The sequence below is a fragment of the Streptomyces sp. 4N124 genome (genome assembly GCF_052245395.1).
In the GTDB taxonomy this organism is placed as follows: domain Bacteria; phylum Actinomycetota; class Actinomycetes; order Streptomycetales; family Streptomycetaceae; genus Streptomyces.
On record NZ_JBQQBS010000023.1, the window covers coordinates 1 to 17366 of the forward strand.

General features: G+C 69.8%; 13 protein-coding genes and 1 rRNA gene. 8 read left to right on the forward strand and 6 right to left on the reverse strand.

Going from position 1 to position 17366, the window contains the following annotated elements:
- A 16S ribosomal RNA gene (locus ACTWQO_RS23155) occupies nt 1-207 on the reverse strand; the annotation flags it as partial.
- A 575-nt stretch (nt 208-782) separates the two neighbouring features.
- On the opposite strand from ACTWQO_RS23155, the gene ACTWQO_RS23160 reads away from it, so the two are divergent.
- Together ACTWQO_RS23160 and ptsP are read left to right on the forward strand one after the other, a co-directional pair.
- Nucleotides 783-1232 carry a PTS sugar transporter subunit IIA gene (locus tag ACTWQO_RS23160; RefSeq protein WP_210581459.1) on the forward strand — a complete coding sequence of 150 codons (450 nt, stop codon included), beginning with the start codon at nt 783-785 and terminating at the stop codon, nt 1230-1232.
- A gap of 79 nt (nt 1233-1311) precedes the next feature.
- Complete coding sequence (ptsP, locus tag ACTWQO_RS23165; RefSeq protein ID WP_443239257.1) at nt 1312-2982, forward strand: phosphoenolpyruvate--protein phosphotransferase; 1671 nt, start codon at nt 1312-1314, stop codon at nt 2980-2982.
- Nucleotides 2983-3054: 72 nt separating this feature from the next.
- Here ptsP and ACTWQO_RS23170 read toward each other — a convergent pair whose 3' ends face one another.
- Both ACTWQO_RS23170 and ACTWQO_RS23175 read right to left on the reverse strand, forming a co-directional pair.
- On the reverse strand, nt 3055-3954 hold the full coding sequence (locus ACTWQO_RS23170) for a hypothetical protein (protein WP_443239258.1): 900 nt from the start codon (nt 3952-3954) through the stop codon (nt 3055-3057).
- 22 nt (nt 3955-3976) lie between these two features.
- Nucleotides 3977-5185, reverse strand: a complete 1209-nt coding sequence (locus ACTWQO_RS23175; RefSeq protein ID WP_443239259.1) for an MFS transporter — start codon at nt 5183-5185, stop codon at nt 3977-3979.
- A 111-nt stretch (nt 5186-5296) separates the two neighbouring features.
- Here ACTWQO_RS23175 and ACTWQO_RS23180 point away from each other — a divergent pair, with 111 nt between their 5' ends.
- Entirely contained in the window at nt 5297-6616 is a 1320-nt protein-coding gene (locus ACTWQO_RS23180; RefSeq protein ID WP_443239260.1) for an aminotransferase class I/II-fold pyridoxal phosphate-dependent enzyme, read from the forward strand.
- Between the two features lie 3 nt (nt 6617-6619).
- On the opposite strand, the gene ACTWQO_RS23185 is transcribed toward ACTWQO_RS23180, so the two are convergent.
- Entirely contained in the window at nt 6620-8587 is a 1968-nt protein-coding gene (locus ACTWQO_RS23185; RefSeq protein WP_443239261.1) for an acetoacetate--CoA ligase, read from the reverse strand.
- A 212-nt stretch (nt 8588-8799) separates the two neighbouring features.
- Here ACTWQO_RS23185 and ACTWQO_RS23190 point away from each other — a divergent pair, with 212 nt between their 5' ends.
- On the forward strand, nt 8800-11178 hold the full coding sequence (locus ACTWQO_RS23190) for a glycoside hydrolase family 31 protein (RefSeq protein WP_443239262.1): 2379 nt from the start codon (nt 8800-8802) through the stop codon (nt 11176-11178).
- On the opposite strand, the gene ACTWQO_RS23195 is transcribed toward ACTWQO_RS23190, so the two are convergent.
- Both ACTWQO_RS23195 and ACTWQO_RS23200 read right to left on the reverse strand, forming a co-directional pair.
- Nucleotides 11169-11705 (reverse strand): NUDIX domain-containing protein, encoded by a 537-nt coding sequence (locus ACTWQO_RS23195; protein ID WP_443239263.1) that lies wholly within the window; start codon nt 11703-11705, stop codon nt 11169-11171. The two genes, ACTWQO_RS23190 and ACTWQO_RS23195, sit on opposite strands and share 10 nt — an antisense overlap.
- A gap of 47 nt (nt 11706-11752) precedes the next feature.
- Nucleotides 11753-12562, reverse strand: a complete 810-nt coding sequence (locus ACTWQO_RS23200; RefSeq protein WP_443239264.1) for a M15 family metallopeptidase — start codon at nt 12560-12562, stop codon at nt 11753-11755.
- A 258-nt stretch (nt 12563-12820) separates the two neighbouring features.
- On the opposite strand from ACTWQO_RS23200, the gene ACTWQO_RS23205 reads away from it, so the two are divergent.
- The 4 genes from ACTWQO_RS23205 (at nt 12821) to ACTWQO_RS23220 (ending at nt 17348) form a co-directional block, all read left to right on the forward strand.
- Nucleotides 12821-13246 (forward strand): Zn-ribbon domain-containing OB-fold protein, encoded by a 426-nt coding sequence (locus ACTWQO_RS23205; RefSeq protein WP_443239352.1) that lies wholly within the window; start codon nt 12821-12823, stop codon nt 13244-13246.
- Nucleotides 13243-14433, forward strand: a complete 1191-nt coding sequence (locus tag ACTWQO_RS23210; RefSeq protein WP_443239265.1) for a lipid-transfer protein — start codon at nt 13243-13245, stop codon at nt 14431-14433. The genes ACTWQO_RS23205 and ACTWQO_RS23210 overlap by 4 nt, the downstream gene beginning before the upstream one ends.
- Nucleotides 14434-14645: 212 nt before the next feature.
- Entirely contained in the window at nt 14646-16298 is a 1653-nt protein-coding gene (locus tag ACTWQO_RS23215) for an EAL domain-containing protein (RefSeq protein ID WP_443239353.1), read from the forward strand.
- 324 nt (nt 16299-16622) lie between these two features.
- Nucleotides 16623-17348 (forward strand): MIP/aquaporin family protein, encoded by a 726-nt coding sequence (locus ACTWQO_RS23220; RefSeq protein WP_443239266.1) that lies wholly within the window; start codon nt 16623-16625, stop codon nt 17346-17348.
- Nucleotides 17349-17366 lie beyond the last annotated feature (18 nt).

Here is a 17366-nt window from a genome sequence, read left to right on the forward strand (position 1 = left end):
GAGCTTTCAACCCCCACAGATGCCCGTGGAAGTGCTATCCGGTATTAGACCCCGTTTCCAGGGCTTGTCCCAGAGTGAAGGGCAGATTGCCCACGTGTTACTCACCCGTTCGCCACTAATCCCCACCGAAGTGGTTCATCGTTCGACTTGCATGTGTTAAGCACGCCGCCAGCGTTCGTCCTGAGCCAGGATCAAACTCTCCGTGAATGTTTTCCCGTAATCGGGACGACACCACGAGAGCGGAACCGCCGAGCGGAATAAGCCCGACCGTTCACAGCGTCCTCGCTGTGTATTTCTTCAAAGGAACCACGACCATCGGACACAGTCCGACGGACGGGGTATCAACATATCTGGCGTTGATTTTTGGCACGCTGTTGAGTTCTCAAGGAACGGACGCTTCCTTCGTACTCACCCGAGAGACTCTCTCGCGGCTTTCCTCCGGGCGCTTCCCTTCGGTGCTCCAAACTCTATCAGTGTTTTTCCGGCCCTCTGACCATCATCCTGCAGACATGCAGAAGATGATCCCGAGATAGGATCTGACAAGTTGGATGCTGTCGGAGCCAGGACGCTGGATCGCGTCGCTCGGCCTCCAACAGGGATACGACTGTACACGGGGCCTCGAAGACGGTGCAAATCGATTGGGCTGGTGGTCTAGACCACTAGGCGGTATCTTTCATGCGGAACGCGCACTTCATCTGACATACGCTGCTGCACAGTGCGCCGTCCGGGACAGACAGTGACGGTGACGGCCCGTGTGCATCTCCACCCCTGGGAGGCTTCCCATGACCACCGTGACGTCCCCTCTTGCAGGACGCGCCATCGGACTGGCCGCCGTGCCGGATCCGGTCTTCTCCGGGGCCATGGTCGGCCCCGGTACGGCGATCGACCCCGTACGTGAGCCTTCCGAGGCGGTCTCGCCCGTGGACGGAGTGATCGTTTCTCTTCACCCGCACGCCTTTGTCGTCGTCGACGAGCAGGGGCACGGTGTGCTCACCCACCTCGGTATCGACACGGTTCAGCTGAACGGCGAGGGCTTCGAGCTGCTCGTGAACAAGGGCGACACCGTGCAGCGCGGTCAGAGCATCGTGCGCTGGAACCCGGCTGCCGTCGAGGCCGCCGGTAAGTCCGCGGTGTGTCCGATCGTGGCGCTCGAGGCCACGGCAGAGGCGCTCTCCGACCTCCGTGACGACGGTGATGTGAAGGCCGGCGACAGTCTTTTCGTCTGGAAGTGACGTCGGTGCCGTCGTATGACGGCAAGTAGGGACAACCATCGCGGCGGCGGGACCCGCCGCACTATCGGAGACGGGTGAGATGGAGACAACGCTGCGAGGCGTCGGCGTGAGCCACGGTGTGGCGATCGGCGAGGTTCGGCACATGGGAACGGCGGTCCTCGAACCGCCTGCCAAGCAGATCCCGGCGGACGACGCGGAGCGTGAACAGGGGCGCGCCCGCAAGGCTGTGGAAGCTGTGGCGGCCGATCTGATTGCGCGCGGCAATCTGGCGGGGGGCGAAGCCCAAGCGGTGCTCGAGGCGCAGGCAATGATGGCTCAGGATCCCGAGCTGATGGCGGACGTGGACCGCCGAGTCGCGGTCGGCAGCACGGCCGAGCGTGCGGTGTACGACGCGTTCGCCGCGTATCGCGAGCTGCTGGCGGGTGCCGGCGAGTACCTCGCCGGTCGCGTAGCCGACCTCGACGACGTGCGGAATCGTATCGTCGCCCGGTTGCTCGGAGTGCCGATGCCCGGCGTTCCGGACAGCGACCACCCGTACGTTCTGGTCGCTCGTGACCTGGCGCCTGCCGACACGGCGCTGCTGGACCCCACCCTCGTGCTCGGTTTCGTGACTGAGGAGGGCGGGCCGACCAGCCACAGCGCGATCCTGGCTCGGGCGCTCGGCGTTCCGGCCGTCGTGGCGCTGCCGGGCGCCGGTGAGCTCGCCGAGGGCACGGTGATCGCCGTGGACGGCAGCACCGGCGATATTTTCGTGAACCCGAGCGAAGAGAAGAAGTCCCAGCTCGAGACTGCGGCTGCCGAGCGCAAGGCCGCGCTGGCCGCCTCGACCGGACCGGGGGCCACGGCCGATGGTCACAAGGTGCCCTTGCTGGCCAATGTCGGCGGTCCGGCGGATGTGCCGGCCGCCGTCGAGGCCGGCGCCGAGGGCGTCGGGCTCTTCCGTACCGAGTTCCTCTTCCTCGACGACAGCAAGAGTGCGCCGTCGGAGGAGAAGCAGGTCGAGGCTTACCGGCAGGTGCTCGAGGCCTTTCCCGAGGGGCGCGTCGTCGTGCGGGTGCTGGACGCGGGTGCGGACAAGCCTCTGGACTTCCTGACGCCCGCCGACGAGCCGAACCCGGCGTTGGGTGTACGCGGTCTGCGGACGCTGCTCGACCATCCTGAGGTGCTGCGCACCCAGCTCACAGCGCTGGCTAAGGCGTCGGAGGGGTTGCCGGTCTACCTCGAGGTCATGGCCCCGATGGTGGCGGACCGTGCCGACGCCAAGGCGTTCGCCGACGCGTGCCGTGCGGCTGGGCTGCAGGCGAAGTTCGGTGCGATGGTCGAGATCCCGTCGGCCGCGCTGCGGGCCCGCTCGGTTCTGCAGGAGGTCGAGTTCCTGTCCCTGGGAACCAATGATCTCGCGCAGTACACCTTCGCCGCCGACCGGCAGGTGGGGGCCGTCTCCCGGCTGCAGGACCCGTGGCAGCCTGCGCTGCTCGACCTGGTGGCGCTGTCCGCCGAAGCGGCGAAGGCCGAGGGCAAGAGCTGTGGTGTCTGCGGTGAGGCGGCGTCGGACCCGCTGCTCGCGTGTGTGCTGACCGGTCTGGGGGTCACCTCCCTTTCCATGGGTGCGGCGTCGATTCCTTATGTCCGGGCGACTCTCGCGAAGTACACGCTGGCTCAGTGTGAGCGTGCTGCCGCGGCGGCGCGGGCTGCGGACAGCGCCGAGGAGGCGCGCACCGCGGCACAGGCTGTGCTGTCCGGCGAGTAGTCCGAAGCAGCAGGCCGTCTTGGGCTGTTGATGAGGGGCGCCCCGCCTTCGGGTGGGGCGCCCCTCACGCGTTCAGTGGTCGTGCCCCGTCGTTGGTCGCTCCCCGTCCAGTCCGAGGTCGGGTGGCGTGCAGTAGTCCACGCCTGATTCCGGGGAGATGAGGTCTCCGGATTCGACGTCGGTGCAGTAGGCGTCGAAGACCTCGCCGGCGGTGAGGGGTTCGAGGCCGTCTCCACGTAGGCGCCAGCCGTAGATCTGGTCGGGCGTGTCTGGCGCGCTGGTCCGCATCACTAGTCCGCCCGGGCTTTCGGTGGCGAGGCCGAGGGCCAGGACTGTGGTGAATTCGAGGGCCTCGGCCTCGTCGAGCTGGGTGGTGCCGTCCGCGCCTCCGTCGGCGTGGAGGACGGAGACGAGTGTTTCCGGTGTTCCCGAGACGCTGCAGACGAGGTGGCGGGCGCCTGGCTGGGCGGTGTCGAGGATGCGGACGAGGAATTGTGATGCGCGGACGAAGGCCGCACGGCCGATGTCCTCCCCACAGGACGCGCAGGCGCCGAGTCGGGCGAGCAGCGTGGACGCGTACTCCCACGTGGCCTGGCGTACGGCCTCGTCGATCAGGGTCGGGACGAGGTCGGCGAGGGGCTGGCCCTCGTAGGGAACCGTTGGGCCAGTGGTCGCGAGTTCGGCTGTGAAGCGGGTGCGGCTCGTCGGGATGTCGGGATCCAGGCCTGTGTCCGCGCAGAAGTCGGCGTACTCCTGCGGGTCGAAGAGGGCGACTGTCGTGTGGTTGCCCTGAGAGGCGCGCGTCTTGAGCAGCGCCTCCACTTGTTGGAGGTATGTCCTGTGGTCGTCGAAGGTGAAGGTGCGATAGCGCCGCATGGCGCGGAAGTCGTGCTCGTCCGTCAGCAGGCCGATGGTGCCCGCGATTTCACGGCGCAGGACGCGCCGCATGGTCTGGTGGTCGGTGTGCGCCATTCTTCCCCCTGCGTGCAGTCGATCAATGCTCACTCAGAGTAACTGGCGGCACTGACAACGGCTTCCGAGCGAAGCGTTCGCGGACCAGGCGGTGCTGGATCAGGCAGGTCAGGGCGGTGCCCGCGCCGAAGACGACCCACCCTGCCGGACCGGTGGCGATGGCGGCGGTGACGGCGAGCGGTCCGACGCTGCGCTGGGCGGACAGGGCGAGGCCATGGACGCCGAGGTAAGCGCCTTGCGCGGTGTCGGGGGCCAGGGCGAGCGACAGCTCCCACGAAACGGTGGCGTGGAGCATCTCCGCCACGGTGAACGCCACGGCCGAGGCGGTGAGGAGCAGCACGGCGGTGACGGTTCCGCCGGTGGCTGCGACCGCCAGAGTGACACCACCCAGCGCGAATGTGGCCGCGAGCGGTTTCAGCAGGGCGCGTGCCGCCGCGGTCGTTGTGCCGAAGCGGGCCAGCGGTACCTGGAGGGCCACCACCATCACGTTGTTGAGGACCAGCAGCAGGGGGACGAGGCCATGCGGGGCGTTGCTCGCGTGAGCGATCCATAGGGGCAGGCCGACCTTGAAGACCGAGTCGTGGAGGGAGAGGAGGGTCTCGGTGGCGACGTAGGCGAGGTAGGTGCGGTCACGCCAGGGGTTCGCCCTTTCTGTTGTGGGTGCCGGGTCCTTCGACGTGATCACGGTTCGGCATGGGGAGGGTGGCTCGCCGCAGCGCAGGGTCAGCAGCGCGGAGGCGACGAAGGACAGTGCGTCGCCGATGAGGAGCCACTGGTACGCGGCGGTGGTGCCGACGGCGAGTGCCACTGCCGCGGCGAGGCCGCCCAGGGCCCAGCCGGCGTTGGCGACGGTTCGGTGGACGGCCTGGTAGCGGACTCGGTCGGCTCCGGCGACGCGGGCGGCGTACAGCCTGGTGAGGACGCTCGAGGCGCGGTCGCCGAGGCTGCCGACGGCCGAGAAGGCGAGGAGGAGGGCGTAGTCATGGGTGGTGAGGAGGGCGAAGGAGGCCAGGGCGCGCAGGAGTTGGACGGCGATGAGGACTCGGGTGAGGGGGAACCGGTCGGCGATGCGTCCGCCCAGGGGTGCCCCGGCGATTCCGATGGCCCCGGCGATGGCGACGAGGCTACCGACCTCGGCGACGGAGAGGTCGGAGACGTAGGTGAAGTACAGGACGGACACGGAGGCCCACAGTCCGCTGCCGACTCGGTCGATGAGGGCGACCGTGAGCATTCTGCGTCCGTCGCGGCCTCCGGGAATGCGTGATGACCATGCTGCCGTGAGACCTCTCGACCGCACTGCTCCCCCTTGCTTCGCATTATGTATTGGTACATAATCATCAACGTGGCAACACAATATGGGATCACTGGTACGACGGCCAAGGGGATTGCCGCGTCCGTCGAACGGGGCGTGGCGGAAGGCTCATTGGCCCCGGGGGCCGTGCTGCCTCCGGTACGACGGCTCGCGGACCAGCTGGAGGTGAGTCCGGGGACGGTCGCCACCGCGTACAAGGAACTTCGGGGACGCGGCATCGTGGTCACGCGAGGGCGGGGCGGCACCGTGGTGGCGCCGGAGCCGGCTGTGGCGTCACGGCGGCCGCCGAAAGTGCCCGAGGCGCTGCGGGACTTGTCGGGTGGGCATCCCGACCCCGCGCTGCTGCCTGCGCTCGTACCTCCGTCGCGTCTGTCGTCCGGCGCACGGTCACACCGGTCGACGCCCAGGCTGGAGCGGCTGGAGGATGCCGTGCGTGACTGGCTGCTGCCCGATGGTGTGCCCGTGGAACATGTGACGTTCGCTCACGGGGCGCTGGATCTGATCGGGCGGCTGCTGTCGGTGGAGCTGCGGCCGGGCGATGCCGTCGCGATGGAGGATCCCGGGTATCACCATCTGCTGGATCTTGTAACGGCTTTGGGGTTGCGGATCGTTCCCGTGGCCGTGGACGACGAGGGTGTGCGCCCCGACGCATTGCGCGCGGCTCTACGGGCGGGTGTGCGCGCCCTGGTGTGCAGTCCTCGGGCCCAGAACCCGTACGGTGGCCGCTTTTCCGCGGTACGCAGGGACGCGCTGGTCGACGTTCTCCGGGACGAGCCCGAAGTGCTCGTCGTCGAGAACGACCATGCATCCGAAGTCGCCGGAGCGCCCCTGCACACGCTGACGGCCCGTGCGCCGGCGCGCTGGGTGCACGTACGGACGGTGAGCAAGTTCCTCGGGACCGACCTGCGGTGGGCGACGGCGGCGTGTGACGCGACCACGCTGGCGCGGCACGACGGGCGGCTGCTGCTGACGTCGGGCTGGGTCAGCCATCTGCTCCAGGAAACGGTGTACGGGCTGCTGACCGACGACGGCACGCGCGCGTTGGTGACGCGTGCCGGGGAGGCTTATGCCCTGCGCAGGAGCGCCCTACTTCAAGAGTTCGGAGACCGGGGCATCGAGGCACATGGGGCGAGCGGGATGAATGTGTGGGTTCCTGTGCGCGACGAGTCGGCCGTGGTGAACGGGCTGCGGTCGTACGGGTGGTGGGTCGCGTCCGGTGCTCGCTTCCGGCTGGCGGCCGGTCCGGGTGTACGGATCTCGGTGGCCGATCTCGAGCCGGCCGACGCGATGCGGCTGGCCTCGGACTTCGCCGTTGTGCTCGGTGAGTCCGAGGCCACGTACGGGGGTTGATGCTCAGGCGCGCTTGTGGGCGAGCTCCTCGTAGAAGTGCAGCAGGTCGAGGTTGTCGATGGAGCCGGGGTTGACCGCCTTCTCCAAAGGTGTGCCCTGGAGGAGGCGTTTGACCGGGACCTCGATGCGCTTGCCGGTCAGGGTGTGCGGGATTCCCGGTACTTCGATGATCTCGTCGGGGACGTGCCGCGGTGAGAGCTGTTCGCGGATGGTCTGCTTGATGCGGTTCAGGAGGGGCTCGTCGAGAGCGGCTCCTGGGACGAGGTGCACGAAGAGGGGCATCCAGTAGCCGCCGTCGGGCTGTTCGATGCCGATGACAAGGGACTCCTTGATCTCGGGGAGGCGCTCGACGGCTTCGTAGATGTCGGCCGACCCCATGCGCACGCCCTGGCGGTTGAGCGTGGAGTCGGAGCGGCCGTGGATGACGACGGAGCCGCGTGGGGTGACGGTGATCCAGTCGCCGTGGCGCCACACGCCGGGGTACGTGTCGAAGTAGCTGTCGTGGTAGCGGCTGCCGTCGGGGTCGTTCCAGAAGTGGATCGGCATGGACGGCATGGGGTTGGTGACCACGAGTTCGCCGACCTCGTCGATCAGGGGTTTGCCGCTGGGGTCCCAGGACTGCAGATCGGTGCCCAGGCCGGCTGCCTGGAGTTCGCCGATGTACACGGGGAGGGTCGGTACCGCTCCTGCGAAGCAGGAGCACACGTCCGTGCCCCCGCTGACGGACGCGATCCACAGGCCGTCGCGGACCTCGTCGTGCAGCCAGCGGAACCCGTCGGGCGGAAGGGGGGATCCGGTGGTCGCGACGCACCGCACCGTGGAGAGGTCGAAATCGCGTGCCGGGTGCACGTCGGCCTTGCGGCAAGCCATGACGTAGGCGGCCGAGGTGCCGTACAAAGTGGCCTGTGTGCGTTCGGCGACCCGCCACTGGGCGCCCGTGTCCGGGTAGCCGGGGCTGCCGTCGTAGAGCACGATCGTCGTGCCGGTGAGGAGGCCGGACACGAGGAAGTTCCACATCATCCAGCCGGTCGACGTGTACCAGAAGAAACGGTCCTCGGGGCCGAGGTCGCAGTGCAGGCCGAGCTGCTTGAGGTGCTCGACGAGGATGCCGCCCTGGGACTGGACGATGGCCTTCGGCAGGCCCGTGGTGCCCGAGGAGTAGAGCACCCACAGGGGGTGGTCGAAGGGCACCTGCTCGAAGACGGGGTCGGTGTCCGCGGCCGTCAGGGCCGACCACTCCAGGGCGCCTTCGGGGACCGGTGTGCCGAGGACGGGGATGTGGACGACCGCGCGCAGGGTGGGCAGTTCGCGGCGGAGTTCGGCGACGATGTCGCGGCGGTCGTGTTCCTTGCCGCCGTAGCGGTAGCCGTCGACGGTGAACAGGACGACCGGTTCGACCTGCTGGAAGCGGTCGAGGACGCTGCGGGCGCCGAAGTCGGGGGCGCAGGACGTCCACACGCCGCCCACCGCGGCCGTGGCGAGGAGGGCGACGACCGCCTGCGGGATGTTCGGGAGGTAGCCGCTGACACGGTCTCCGGGGCGCACGCCGAGGGCCCGCAGCTCAGCGGCGAGGGAGCCGACCTGACGGCGCAGCTCGGACCAGGTGACAGGGCGCGGCTGGTGGGTCTCGTCGACGTGCAGCAGGGCTGGCTCGTCCGCTCGGGACGCGGCCGCGCGGAGGGCGTGCTCGGCGTAGTTCAGGGTGGCCCCGGGGAACCACTGGGCACCGGGCATCGAGCGGTCGCCCAGCACGCGCGCGTACGGGGTGGAGAACCGTACGTCGAACCACTCCGTGACGGCCTTCCAGAAGGTGTCCAGTTCGTCGACGGACCACCGGTGAAGCGCCGCGTAGCCGCCCTCGGACGGGGCGCCGTGGTGTTCGGCCGCCCAGGACTGGAACTTGGTCACCTGTGCCTGGGCGATACGTTCCGGATCTGGTTGCCACAGCGGCTGGGGGTTCACGGTCGACATGGGCGGCTCCCGGACTGTGCGCGTCGTGTGCGTCTCCCGCGCACGGGCTGGGGTGTGCGCGTGACGCGGCTGACACGGACGATGCCATGTGATCGACTTCTGCACCAGGGCGCGCCCCACATAGTCCGCGTCGTGAAGATGTGGTCCAGCCACGGGTGAACGGCAGCTGAACGACACGCGTGTGTGGCGCCGTCAATGGCAGGGTGAGCAGCATGAACGGTCGTGGCCTGGTGCGTTCGGTGAAGGCAGTCGGCTCTGCGGGAGCTGCTCAGAGGTTGCGTACCGTGCAGGCGGCATGGCGCCGCAGGCGAGCCGATGCGGCCGGGCTCCCGGCGCGGGGTGCCGAGCGTGCCCGGGTACCGGGTGTCGTGCAGCACGTGGAGCCCGGCCCCGGGGGCGGCCTGGTCCGCTTCAGCAGATCGGAGCTGCGGATCACCGTCGCCGTGAACGGCGCCGTCTTCTGGGGCTGGGACGGGGCCGCTCCCGAGCCCTCGTACGCCCTCGCGGGCCACTGTCCGGAGCCGGACCCCCGGGCAGTGCTGGAACCGGACAAGGACGGCGGCTGGCGGGTCGTGGCGGAGCGGGTGACGGTCGTCGTCTCCCGGCACGGCGCCGTGGAAGTGCGTACGCCCGGTGGGGTGACCCTCCGTCGCGCTCTGCCGCCCCGCTGGTGGGAGCCGGTGGGCGGAGGCGCGGCACGCTGGATGCAGCGGTCGGAGGTGGCCGCCGACGCGCGCTTCTTCGGGCTCGGCGGGAGAGCGTCCGGGCCTCGGCTGCGGGACGGCACATACCGGCTGTGGAACACCGACCCCGGACGCCCCTTCGGTCCCGGTGACGACCCGCTGTACATCACGATGCCGGTCCAACTGGTCGTGGCCGACGCTGCCACCCATCTGGTGTTCCACGACACCTCCTGGGACGGCACGCTCACGCTGCGGGAGGGTGAGGAGGGTGCCGGCTCCGGCCACGACCGGTCGGGGGGGTGCGAACTGCGCATGGACGGAGGTCCGTTGCGCTGCTGGGTCATAGTGGGCACTCCCGCGCGCGTGCTGCTCGCCTGGGCGTCGCTCACCGGGGCACCCGCGCTGCCGCCCGCGTGGGCGCTGGGCCATCAGCACGCGCGGTGGGGCTTCGGCAGCGAGCAGGAGGTCCGACGGATCGTCGCGGGGTACCAGGAGCGCGGCCTGCCGCTGGACGCGGTCCATCTGGACATCGACCACTACGACGCCCACCAGGTGTTCACCGTCGACCACGAGCACTTCCCCAAGCTGCCTCAGCTCGCCGAGGACCTGCGGCGGGACGGAGTCCGGCTGGTGTCGATCGTCGACCCGGCGGTGAAGGCCGCACCGGGCAACACGGTGTACGACAGCGGTACGGACGAGGGGGCCTTCGTGCGGGACGCCTCGGGCGGACTCGTGCGGGGAGTCGCCTGGCCCGGTGAGGCTGTCTACCCGGACTTCACGCACGCGCGCGTGCGTGCCTGGTGGGGTCGGCTCTACGAGGAGCGGCTGGCACAGGGGTTCACCGGGTTCTGGCACGACATGAACGAACCCGTCTCGTTCACCGCCTTCGGGGAGTCGACGCTGCCGCGCTCGGCCAGGCACGACCTCGACGGACGCGGCGGCGACCATCGCGAGGCGCACAACGTCTACGCGCTGTGCATGGCCCAAGCCGCGTACGAGGGCCTGCGGGCGCTGGCACCCAAGGAGCGGCCCTTCCTGTTCTCCCGTTCGGGATGGGCGGGCATGCAGCGCTACGGGGGGACGTGGTCCGGCGATGTGGCGACGGGCTGGCCGGGGTTGCGGGCGTCACTGGCGCTGGTCATGGGGCTGGGACTGTGCGGGGTGCCGTACTCGGGGCCGGACGTGGGCGGCTTCGACGGGAGTCCGTCGCCCGAGCTGTATCTGCGGTGGTTCCAGCTGGGCGCGCACCTGCCACTGTTCCGGACGCACGCGAGCCTGCGGGCCGGCCGCAGGGAGCCATGGGAATTCGGGCCGGAGGTGCTGGAGCACGCGCGCGTGGCGCTCGTCGAACGCCGTCGGCTGCTCCCGTACTTCGTCACGCTGGCGCATCTGGCCCGCCGTACGGGAGCGCCCTATGTACGGCCGCTGTGGTGGGGCGCGCCGGAGGACCGCGCGCTGCGGAACTGTGAGGACGCGTTTCTGCTGGGCGACAGTCTGCTGGTGGCCCCGGTGCTCGGTCCGGGCGCGGACCGGCGCACCGTGCAGCTGCCGCGGGGCCGCTGGTACGACACGGCGACGGAGCAGGCGTACGACGGGCCGGCGCAGGTGCTGGTCGACGCGCCCCTGTCGCGGATTCCCGTTCTCGCGCGCGCGGGTGCGGTCGTCCCCGTGCGCGGGGACGACGGCGAGCTGGAACTGGAGGTATGGGCGCCTGCCCGCGGCCGGACCGGAGGCGGGCTCGTCGTGCCGGACCCGGGTGACGGGTGGGACGAGCCGGGGATCGAGCGGTACGTCACCCGGTGGGAGGGCGAGGAGCTGATCGTCGAGCGGGACCGTGAGGGCGGCGGGGACGCGCCGCCTCATCCGGTGCGCGTACGAGGGCTCGGCGAGGGCCGATCTCAGATGTAGCGGCCCTCGAACCACGCCCGTACAGCCACCGTGTGCAGCGGGAAGGCCAGCTCCTCCGGCCTGCGCAGGAGGTGCCAGCCCTCCGTCTCGTCCGTGGCGGTGGACGCCGGAAGGACTCCGGCCGGACGTTCCGGCAGCAGACCGAAGAGCAGCAGGTGCCCGTCGGGGGAGCTCATCGCGTCGACGAGCCGCACGTCGCGGCCGGCCGCGTCGATGCCCGTCTCCTCTTTGAGCTCGCGCACGACGGCCTGCCGCCAGTCCTCCCGGTCGTCGACGTACCCGCCGGGCAACGCGATGCCCCCGCGCGCGGGGGCCACGGTCCGGGTGATGACGACCAGGGCGGTGCCCCTCGTGTCGTACACGGGTTGCAGGGCAACGGCGACCGGCAGCGGATTGCGGTAGGCCACGGTCCCGCAGGCCGGACATGTGCGGGGCCAGCCGGAGACGCCCCCTCCGTAGGGCGTGCCACAGCTCGAACAGTGGGAGCCGGGCGCGGAGTTGGGGACGGAGGTTTGATTTTCGGACACGCGGCGGACTGTATCCGATCACGGTGAGGACGTCTTCCGGGGGCTGCTCAGGGCTTGCCGGCGAGGGATTTCCGGGACACGGGGAAGTCGAAGTAGGTGTCCGGGTACGGCTCGGGCTTGTAGGTGAAGTGCCACCACTCTTCGGCGAGATTCACGAAACCGAGGCTCTCCAGAGTGCCCTTGAGGAGCAACCGGTTGGCGCGCTGTTCGCCCTGGATGCGCGGGTCGAGGGTGTGGGCGAGGGTGTCGAAGCAGTCGAACCCGGTGCCCATGTCGACGGAGTTGTCGGGGAAGCGCTCGTCCTGGGGTGCGTAGCAGGGCACCAGGGGCTCTCCGGGCCGGTAGGGCCGGGTCGGCTTCGCCGGGAGGCGCACGAGGGTGAGGTCGACGGTCGAGCCACGGCTGTGGCCGGATTTCTCCGCGATGTAACCGTCCGCGAACAGTCGTGTCTTGTCGACGTTCGGGTAGAACTCGCCCTTCATGGCCTGGTCGTCGAGGTCTTCGGCCCAGCGGACGAAGTGGTCCACGGCGCGCTGTGGCCGGTAGCAGTCGTACACCTTGAGGCTGTACCCCTGGGGCAGCAGCGCGATTTGCGCCCGGTGGAGGGCGTCGGCGGCGGGCCGGGTGAGGATGCACACGGGCTGCTCGTAGCCGTCGATGGGTTCGCCGACGAAGTTGTGCGGGGTGAGATAGCGCATCTCCTGAATGATCGTGGGGTCGACCACTCTCAGGGCGACGAAGTCCCTGGGTGCCTTCGGCGCTGTTGCCGCCCGGGCGGTGGCGGAGCCGGCGGTCAGGGCGAGCAGGGCGGCGATCGCGGTGACCAGACCGCGTAGCGCGGCGGGGAATCGTGTCATGTCTCCTGCATCTATCAGGAGTGTGTTCCGCCGGGGAAGCGATCGGATGCAGTCGGCACGCGTTCGTGTGGCGCCACACGAAGAGGCGGCCGGAGCCACCCCCGTGGGCCCCGGCCGCCTCTCCCGATACGACGACGCCGCAAGGACCCGTTTGGTTCTCTGAATGCGCCCTGCTCATTTCAGGTTGCCCATGGCACACTTCTGACGTTCCGTCAGATCACCTGCCGGGGAGGGTTCTTGTCACGTACACACACACCTGTGGTCGAGCGATGGTTCACCGGCGACGGGGACGACTTCACACTTCTCGGCACGCGCTGCGCGGCCTGCGCCTCGGTCTTCTTCCCCCGCGAGGACTCGTATTGCCGCAACCCCGGCTGTCCGGGCGGCGATCTGGACGAGGTCCCGCTGTCGCGGCGCGGGCGTGTCTGGTCGTACACGGACAGCCGATACCGGCCTCCGTCACCCTATGTGACCGATCCGGAACTTCCATGGGAGCCGTACGCGTTGATCGCTGTGGAGCTGGAGCGCGAGCGGATAGTGGTGCTGGGACAGGCGGTTCCCGGGGTCACCGTCGCCGATCTGGCGGTGGGCATGGAGGTGGAGGTGGTCCGGGGCGTGCTCCATGAGGACGCGGAGACGGTCTGGACGACCTGGCAGTGGCGGCCGACGGGGGAGGCGGTATGACGGGAGAGGTGGCGGTGCTCGGTGCGGGCATGCACCCCTGGGGCAAGTGGGGGCGCAGCTTCGTCGAGTACGGGACGGCGGCCGCCCGCGCGGCGCTCGCCGACGCGGGGCTGGAGTGGCGGCGGGTCGATTCGATCGTCGGCGCGGACACGGTGCGTGGCGGCTATCCGGGGTATGTGGCGGGGGCTACGTTCGCGAAGGCGCTGGGCTGGCAGGGAGCCCGGGTCGCGAGCGTGTACGCGGCGTGCGCTTCCGGGGCCCAGGCCGTCAACACCGCGCGGGCGCAGATCCTTTCCGGGCTCGCGGACGTGGTGCTCGTCGTGGGCGCCGATGCCGCCCCCAAGGGGTTCTTCCGACCCGCCGGCGGCGACCGGCCGGACGACCCCGACTGGCTGCGCTTCCGGGCCCTCGGCGCGACGAATCCGACGTACTTCGGGCTGTACGCACGCCGCCGGATGGCAGTGCACGGGGACACACTGGAAGACTTCGCACAGGTCAAGGTGAAGAACGCGGCACAGGGGGCGCTCAATCCGAACGCGCGCTACCGCAAGCCGGTGACCGCGGAGGAGGTCGCGGCTTCGGCTGTCGTCGCCGATCCGCTGCGACTGCTGGACATCTGCGCCACCTCGGACGGCGGGGCAGCTCTGGTGCTGTGCAGCATGGAGTTCGCGCGCTGCCACGGGGTGAAGGATCCGGTGCGGATCCGGGCGGTGTCCACGGTCACGCCGCGCTACCCGAACACGGTGCTGGATCTGCCGGACATCGCGACCGACTCGGCGGCCACAGTGGAGCCCGCCGCGGAGACGTTCCGCGCGTCGATCGCGCGCGCCGCCTACGAGGAGGCCGGCATCGGACCTGAGGATCTCTCCCTCGCCGAGGTCTACGACCTCTCCACCGCCCTGGAGTTGCAGTGGTACGAGGATCTTGGGCTGTGCGGCGAGGGCGAGGCCGTGAAGCTGCTACGGGAGGGCGTGACGGCGCTCGGCGGGCGCATACCCGTGAACGCCAGTGGTGGTCTGGCCTCCTTCGGGGAGGCGGTCCCGGCTCAGGCGATCGCCCAAGTCTGCGAGTTGACCTGGCAGTTGCGAGGGGACGCCGGTGTCCGGCAGGTCGCCGGGGCACAGGTGGGGATCACTGCGAACCAGGGCCTTTTCGGCCATGGTTCGGCAGTGATCGCGGTGCGGTGAGGGACCCGACCGTGCGGCACACGCGACGGTACGGCCGTACGAACGCGACCCCGCCGTCGTACTCCCACGGACCTCCGCCGGACAACGACGGCACACCCGTCATATGTCCGAAAGCGGCAGACGTTGCACACGCTGCGTCATCGGTCCGGAATGCTGCGTGAATGTCTCATGAACTGGGCTCGGAGGTGCGCTGGGGGCGCCATCATGCTCCCGTGCACACCTGGACGGATACTCTCCGCTTCGCCTTCCAACCGGTGGTCAATCTGACCACCGGCGGAGTCGCGGGCCTGGAGATACTCGCCCGCCCGGAGGCCGGCGACATCCTGGCCGAGGCCCGCCGCGATCCCGAACTCGACGGCAGGGTGGCCGTGTTGGCGGTTCGCGCGGCGGCGCGCAGGGAGACGATGCTGCCGCTGCACGTCAACGTGTTCGCGGGCACCCTCGCCGATCTCGGCGGCCTCACCCCGCTGCATGCCGCCGTGCGTGAGGCCGGGAGGCTGCCGTGGGAGGTGACCATCGATGTGGTCCCGCCGTACACACATGTGCCGCAGCGGGCGCTGCTGGAGGCGGTGGGCTCGCTGCGGAGCCAGGGTTTCCGCATCAGTGCGGACGGCGTCGGGGACGGGGACGTACCGCTGCGGCTGCTCACCGATCTCGCGCCTGACCTGGTGAAGCTCGATGCGTCACTGCTGGCCCGGCCGGCGGCGGTGCGGGCGATGCGGACCTTGTGCGAGCAGCTGGGCGCGCTGCTGTCGGTGGAAGGCGTCGAGACCGAACTGCAGTGTGCGGCGGCGCTGTCGGCGGGTGCGCAGCTGGCACAGGGCGAGCTGTTCGCGCCGCCGGCCCGGCTGCCGGCCGCGGATGTATACGTTCCGCCCCGCTCCCCCGGCGCCATGGTGACACCGCCGTCGGGCCCGTCGGTCCGGGAGTTCGTACGGCCCGCCGCGCTGTTGCCCGCCACCGCGTCCGCCGGCCAGGTGCGGGCGCTGCTGACGGGATCGCCGGACGTGTCCGGGGTGCTGCTCGTGGACCGCGACGGAGTGCCGGTCCGCTCGCTGCACCGGTCCCGCTTCCTGCTGTCCATGTCGGGGCGCTACGGCCATGCCCTGTACGCCGACCGGCCCGCGGCCAAACTGGGCGACCCGCCACGGACGGTGGGCGTCGACGCGACCGCCTGGGAGGTCCTTGACGTGGTCGCGGTCGGCGGCAGCGACCGGACGTCGGACGATGTCGCCGTCGTCGACCGCTACGGCCGGTGCGTGGGCGTCGTACGCCTGGCGGACCTGGTGCGGGCGCTGGCCGAGACCCGGGTCGAGGAAGCGGCGTCGCTCAATCCGCTGACGCGGCTGCCCGGTTCGGATGCGATCACCGGTGAGGTGGACCGGCGGATCGCGGACGGGCGGATCTTCGCGCTGAGTTGGCTGGATGTCGACCACTTCAAACAGGTGAACGACGGGGCGGGATTCGCGGCGGGCGACGAACTGATCCGGTCGGTGGGCCGGGCTCTGCAGCACGCCGCGTCCGAGAGCACCCGGGTGGGCCATATCGGCGGGGACGACTTCCTGGTGCTCGCCGATCCGGAGGGGCTGGATCCGCTGGCCGTCTCCGTGCTGGACGCGCCCTGGTCCGCGGGCGGGCGAGCCGTCACGTTATCCCTGGCCACGGTCCTGTGCATGCCGGGCAGCGTCGCGGACCACCGGCAGGCGTCCGCATGCCTGGCGCCGCTCAAGAAGGCCGCGAAATCGTTGTCCGGGGCGAGTTGGGTGCTCGGCCGCGCGGGTCTGCCCGGACACGAGATCCGCCGCGGATCGGGGGCCGGGCCCGCTCCGGCGGAGTGCGCGGTGGTGGAGCCGGGGAGGGGCTGAGGGGCACGTCGACTCCGGTCGCACTTCTCACGGTGCCTCTCAACCGTTGCCGTCGACGACCTTGACGCTCTCTGAGTGCCGGTGAAAACTTCCCGGTGTCAGTCGACATCGCCGTACATTCTCGGCGTAACCAGGCACTGCGCCGCGCGGGCCCCGCCTGAGTCAAGGGCCACTCCCCACGGGCGATTCGGCTGCTACGGCACGCTCGTCACGGACGCCGGGCGGGGCGCGGGACTGTCCCCGCCTCCGGCTGTTCGCCAAGGGAACCGCACCCTGCACGGAGGACCGGGGCCGATCGTCCCGGGCCAGGGCCTAGGAGCCGCCATGAGCGACGGAGACATATTCGTTGGCGAAGTCATCGGTACCGCGATCCTCATTCTCTTCGGCGCCGGAGTGGTCGCCGCTGTCGTACTGAACTACTCCAAGGCCAAGGACGCCGGCTGGGTCGTCATCGCCTTCGGCTGGGGCTTCGGCGTGCTGGCCGGGGCGTACACCGCCGCACCGCTGTCCGGTGGGCACCTCAATCCCGCCGTGACCCTCGGGATCGCCATCGACACCGGGGAGTGGGACAAGGTCCACCTCTACGTCGCCGGGCAGATGGTGGGTGCCTTCCTCGGCGCGATCCTGTGCTGGCTCGTCTATTTCGCGCAGTTCCAGGCCAACGCAGAGGAGGACAAGGCGCAGCCGACGCTCGGGATCTTCTCCACGGCGCCCGCGATCCGCAATCCCGTCGCCAACCTCATCACCGAGATCATCGCGACCGTCGGTCTGGTGCTGCCCATCCTGGCGTTCGGCCTCACCAAGGGGCTCGGCGAGTCCGGTACCGCGATTCTGATCGTCTCGTTCCTGGTGGTCGGCATCGGTCTGTCGCTCGGCGGTCCCACCGGGTACGCCATCAACCCGGCCCGTGACCTGGGCCCGCGCATCGCCCACGCGCTGCTCCCGATCCCCAACAAGGGCACCTCGGACTGGGGTTACGCATGGATTCCGGTAGTGGGTCCGCTGATCGGCGGGGCGCTGTCCGGGGTGATCTTCAACGCAGCGTTCTGAAGGATCCGACGAAGGGGA